3 protein-coding genes are annotated in these 5,213 nt (G+C 70.3%); all 3 read left to right on the top strand.

Translation table 11 applies throughout. From position 1 onward, the window contains the following. Positions 1–1,092: thiamine ABC transporter substrate binding subunit (locus tag B9G38_RS14050; protein WP_086220778.1), on the top strand; the 1,092-nt coding region annotated here is incomplete at its 5' end. A 27-nt stretch (positions 1,093–1,119) separates the two neighbouring features. Further along, positions 1,120–2,916: an iron ABC transporter permease gene (locus B9G38_RS14045; RefSeq protein ID WP_086220777.1), complete on the top strand. Its 1,797-nt coding sequence runs from the start codon at positions 1,120–1,122 to the stop codon at positions 2,914–2,916. Beyond that, entirely contained in the window at positions 2,906–4,075 is a 1,170-nt protein-coding gene (locus B9G38_RS14040; RefSeq protein ID WP_086220776.1) for an ABC transporter ATP-binding protein, read from the top strand. Before B9G38_RS14045 ends, B9G38_RS14040 begins: the two co-directional genes overlap by 11 nt. Positions 4,076–5,213 lie beyond the last annotated feature (1,138 nt).

Here is a 5,213-nt window from a genome sequence, read left to right as displayed (position 1 = left end):
GGGGACGGGGGCGGCGGCAACGGAACCGACGACGGCGGATCGGAGAGCGGCGACGGCGGCGACGAGACGCCGACCCTGACGGTCGCCACGTACACGAACTTCATCGACGCGCCGTCGGTGAGCCCCGGCGAGTGGCTCAAAGAGGAGTTCGAGAGCCGGTACGACGCCACGCTGGAGTGGGCGACGCCCGACAACGAGGTGAACTACTACGTTGAGCGCGCCGCCTCTGGCGCGGGCATCGACGCCGACCTCTACGTCGGGCTCACGACGGAGGACCTCGTCCGCGTCGACGGGGCGCTCGACGAGGACCTCTTCGCCGAGGCGGGCGACGTCGACGGGCGCGACGCGGTCAAGGAGGGACTCCGGTTCGACCCGTTCGAGCGGGCGGTCCCGTTCGACACCGGCTACGTCAGCCTCGTGTACGACAGCACGACCACAGAGGCGCCGGAGACGTTCGACGGACTGCTCGACGACGAGCACGCGGGCGCGCTCATCGCGCAGAACCCCGGCGGCTCCGCGACCGGGCGGGCGTTCCTCCTCCACACGATCAGCCGCTTCGGCGACGGCGGGGTCGCGAGCGACGGCGACGGCGAGGCCGTCGCGGGCGGGGACCGCGACCCCGACTACGACTACCTCGACTACTGGGCGGAACTCCAAGCGAACGACGTGCGCGTGCTGGGGAGTTGGGACGACGCGTACGCGGCATGGAGCGAGGGGGAGGCGCCGATCGTCGTCTCCTACTCCACCGATCAGGTGTTCGCGGACATGGAGGGCGCGGACCTCCAGAAGCACCAGATCCGCTTTTTGAACGACCAGGCGTACGCGAACCCGGAGGGGATGGCCCTCTTCGCCGACGCAGACGAGCCCGACCTCGCCCGCGAGTTCATGTCGTTCATGCTGGAGCCGGACGTTCAGGGGGAAATCGCTCAGCGCAACGTCGCGTTCCCGTCGACCGACGGCGCGGAGCTGCCGAGCGACTACGCCGAGCTGGCGAAGGAGCCGGCCGACCCGGTGACGTTCACCTACGACGAGCTCCAGGGCTCGGTCGACGCGTGGGTCGAGGCCTGGGAGCGGCAGTACGCCGGGAACTGATCGCGTGTCCGACGAGGGACCGAGCGCGTGACCGACCACGACGGGCGACTGTCTCGGCTCGGGGAGTGGGCCGAGGCGCGCGCGCTGACGGCGCTCGCGGTCCTCACCAGCGCCGCGCTCGTCGTCGCCTTCTACTACCCGACGGCGACCGTCCTGATTGAGGCGGTCGTCGTCGACGGCGCCGTCACCCTCGGCGCCTTCGCCGAGGTGCTCACCGACCCGTTCTACTTCGGCGAGCTCGCCCGGCTGCTGTCGGGCGAGTCCCCGGTCGCGGTCGCGCGGGCGCTCCTCTCGCCGGACCGCCGGCTCGGGATCGTCGGCTTCACCGCGTACCAAGCGGTCCTCTCGACCGTCGCGAGCGTCGCCCTGGGCCTCCCGGCCGCCTACCTGCTCGCGCGCTTCGAGTTCCCCGGGCGGCGAACCCTGCGCTCGCTCACCATCGTCCCGTTCGTCCTCCCGTCGATCATGGTGGCGGTCGGGTTCGTCGCCACGTTCGGCGAGAACGGCACGTTGAACGCCGCCCTGACGACGCTCGGACTCCCGCGGGTCGAACTCATGTTCACCCTCGAAGCGGTGGTGATCGCCCACGCGTTCTACAACGCGCCGCTGGTGGCGCGCGTGACGACCGCGGCGTGGGAGTCGGTAGACGCGAGCGCGGTCGAGACCGCCCGCAGCCTCGGCGCCGGGCCGGTCCGGGCGTTCGTCGACGTGGTCGCGCCGCAGGTGTACCCCGCCGTCCTCACGGGCGCGGCGCTGACGTTCGTGTTCACCTTCGGAACCTTCCCCATCGTCCTAGCGCTCGGGGGGTTCGAGCTCGTGACCGTCGAGGTGCTCGTCTACCGGTTGGTGCGGGACCTGAGCTACGCCGAGGCCGCCGTGCTTGCGATCATCGAACTCGCGGTCTCGCTCGGCGTCCTGCTCGCGTACCTCCGGTACGAGGCCCGGCAGTCGACCGGCGCGCGCGGCGCTCGGCCGCTCCCCCGGCGCCCGCTCTCCCCGCCCGCCGCGACGCTCCGCGAGCTGTTGCCGCGGGCCGGGCTGGCCGCCTACGGGGTCGTCGCCGGGGTCGTCTTCCTCGCGCCCATCGCGTCGATGGTCCTCGCGTCGGTGACCGGCGGCGACGGCGCGCTCACGCTCGACCACTACCGATTCCTGGTCGAGCGCCAGCAGACGGGGGCGGCGTTTCAGGTGCGGCCGTGGCCCGCGATCCGGAACTCGCTCGCGTTCGCGACGGGCGCGACGCTGCTCGCGCTCCCGATGGGCGTCGTCGTCGCGGTGTTGACCACGCGGCGGTACCGCGGGCGGACGCTGGTCGACGCGGCCGCGATGGCGCCGCTGGCGGTGTCGGGGATCATCGTCGGGCTCGGTCTCCTGCGGGGGCTCGTCTTCGGCGTCGAGATCGGGGGGTGGCGGATCGCCGCGAGCGGCGCGGCCGCGATCGTCGTCGCGCACGCGGTCTCGGGCTACCCGTTCGTCGTGCGCACCGTCTCGCCCGGGCTCGCCGGGCTGGACCGCTCGCTCGTCGAGTCCGCGCGGGCGCTCGGCGCCTCGCGGGCGCGGGTGATCCGGGACGTGGAGATCCCCCTCGTCTGGCCCGCGGTCGTCGCGGGCGCGGCGTTCGCGTTCGCCGTCTCGATCGGCGAGTTCACCTCGACCGTCGTGCTGGCGACCGGCGCCGACGCGTACACGATGCCCGTCGCGATCGAACGGTTCATCGGGCGGCGGCTCGGACCGGCGACCGCCATGGGCGTCGTCCTGCTCGTCGTCACCGGGGTCAGCTTCGTCGTCATCGAGCGGCTCGGGGGTGACCACCGTGGGCTCTGAACCGAAGTCGGAGTCTGCGCCCGACCCACCGGTCGCGGTCGAACTCGACAGGGTGACGAAGCGCTACGGCGAGACGGCCGCGGTCGACGACGTGCGCCTCCGGGTGCGGGAGGGCGAGTTCTTCACTCTCGTCGGTCCCTCCGGCTGCGGGAAGACGACGACGCTCCGCCTGATCGCCGGGTTCGAGGAGCCGACGAGCGGGACGGTCCGGTTCGGCGGCGAGTCGGTCGCCGGCGTGCCCCCGGAGGACCGCGACGTGGGCGTCGTCTTCCAGAGCTACGCGCTGTTCCCGCACATGACCGTCGGAGAGAACGTCGCGTACGGGCTCAACTTCGCCGACCCGCCCGACGGCGTCACGCGCGACGAGCGCGTCGCGGAACTCCTCGAACTGGTCGACCTGCCGGACGCCGCCGACCGCGACCCGGAGAGCCTCTCGGGCGGGCAACAGCAGCGGATCGCGATGGCGCGGGCGCTCGCGCCCGGCCCCGACGTGCTCCTCCTCGACGAGCCGATGAGCGCGCTCGACGCGCGGCTCCGCGAACGGCTCCGCGCGCAGGTGAAGCGGATCCAGTCCGAACTGTCGATTACCACGATATACGTCACGCACGACCAGGAGGAGGCGCTGGCCGTCTCCGACCGCGTCGCGGTGATGAACGACGGGACGCCGGAGCAGGTGGCACCCCCGCGGACGGTGTACCGCGAGCCCGCGACGCGGTTCGTCGCGGAGTTCGTCGGCGACAATAACGTGTTCGCGGGCCGCGTCGTGGAGTCGCTCGGCGAAGGCGAACTCGCAGTCGGCGTCGACGACGGCGACGAGACCCTCCGCGTCGCACCCGGGGGCGGCGGCGATGCGGGGGAGGGCGCGCCCGCGACGAACTCGCCCGAAGTCGGCGACCGGATCGCGTTCTGCGTCCGTCCGGAACACCTGCGCGTCGCGAGCGCGGGCGGAGCAGGAGGCGGCGAGACCGCCGCTCCGGTCGGCGAAAACACGCTGCGCGCGACGGTCGCCAGCGCGGAGTTCCTCGGCGAGACGACGCGCGTCACGCTCGACTGGGGCGACCGCGAACTGCTCGTCCGGACCGTCGACCCCCTCGACGGCGCGGTCGCGGTCGGGTTCGACCCGAGCGACGGACACGTTATCGACACGGAGCAGCGCTGAATCCCTCACGGTGGCGCGTGCCTGCGAGCGGCCGCCCTCGGCGGCCGCGACGGAGCGCGCGCGCGAGGTCGCCGGCGCTACGCGCCGGCTGCCAGAGAATCTTCGATTCTCGCTGGACGCGGTGAGCGCTCGGAGAGCGCGAACCGCGAGGCTGGGGAGGCGTGAGGCGCCGTGCGGTTGCGGTCGGGCGGGACTCAAAGGGGCAGCCGGCGGGGCGGGCGCAGGCGACGTAAGCACCGAACGAGGGAGCGACAGCGACCGAGTGAGGCGCGCAGCGAGCGTGCGCCCGCCCCGCCGGCTGGGGCTTTGGGAGTGTTCGCCGCCGGTCTGCTGATAGTCGGTTATAAACGAGTGGCTGCTGATCGAGCGGTGTTCACCGCAGAGCTGTCAATCGCGTCTCTCCACACAGCGGCGATATTTGACATCCTCCTCCGCGTAAACGCGGAGGAATCCTGAGCGTTGGAGATTTCAGGTTTACAGTTCCACCGAACTCCGACACGGTGAGAATCCGTGTGGGGTTCACGGACTGTGACGGGCGGGACTGCTGGGAGTGCCAAGCCCCCGGTACTCCTATCCTCTATCGTGTTCGGACTCCCGGAGTTGTTTTTGCCTCGGGGAGTCCGGCAGACTTCGCTGGACTTGGAGTTACTTTCTGTGGTGCGTACAGCAGTCGGGCACTGCATCGGTTCATTGTAAGAACCGACCGTTCACCCAACTGGTTCCGATTACTGTCTCATTGCTTGGGGCGGACAGGCCGCCATCGTAGGACTAACGGGAGTCGCTCTGTTCCCAGTCTGATTCCTACCTATACGTGGGATTGCCTGTCATTTTAAAATGCGGATTGCCAAATCTCAGTGTGGCTATTGTAGCGTAGATTGACTCCGAGTTGTCGGATTCATCCTGCGGCTGAAGCCGCAGGCATTCTCCTTGATGTATATAATTACCGAGGCGACACGCCTTACCCCGCGGACCCCGTGAGAGACGCATATGGCCTCCGAGGCGTGCGACGTGTGCGAGCGGTCCGTGCGGATCGCCGGCGGGATCGGCGACCTGTGGAACTTCGCGTTCGAGTCGACGCAGGGGCTGACGCTCGAACTCACCGACGGCTCGGAGTTCTTCCTCTGTTTCGACTGTATGG

This window comes from Halorubrum sp. SD612 (genome assembly GCF_002135005.1).
The sequence above is the reverse complement of the archived record's forward strand: the minus strand, read 5'-3'. Positions and strand labels throughout refer to the sequence as shown.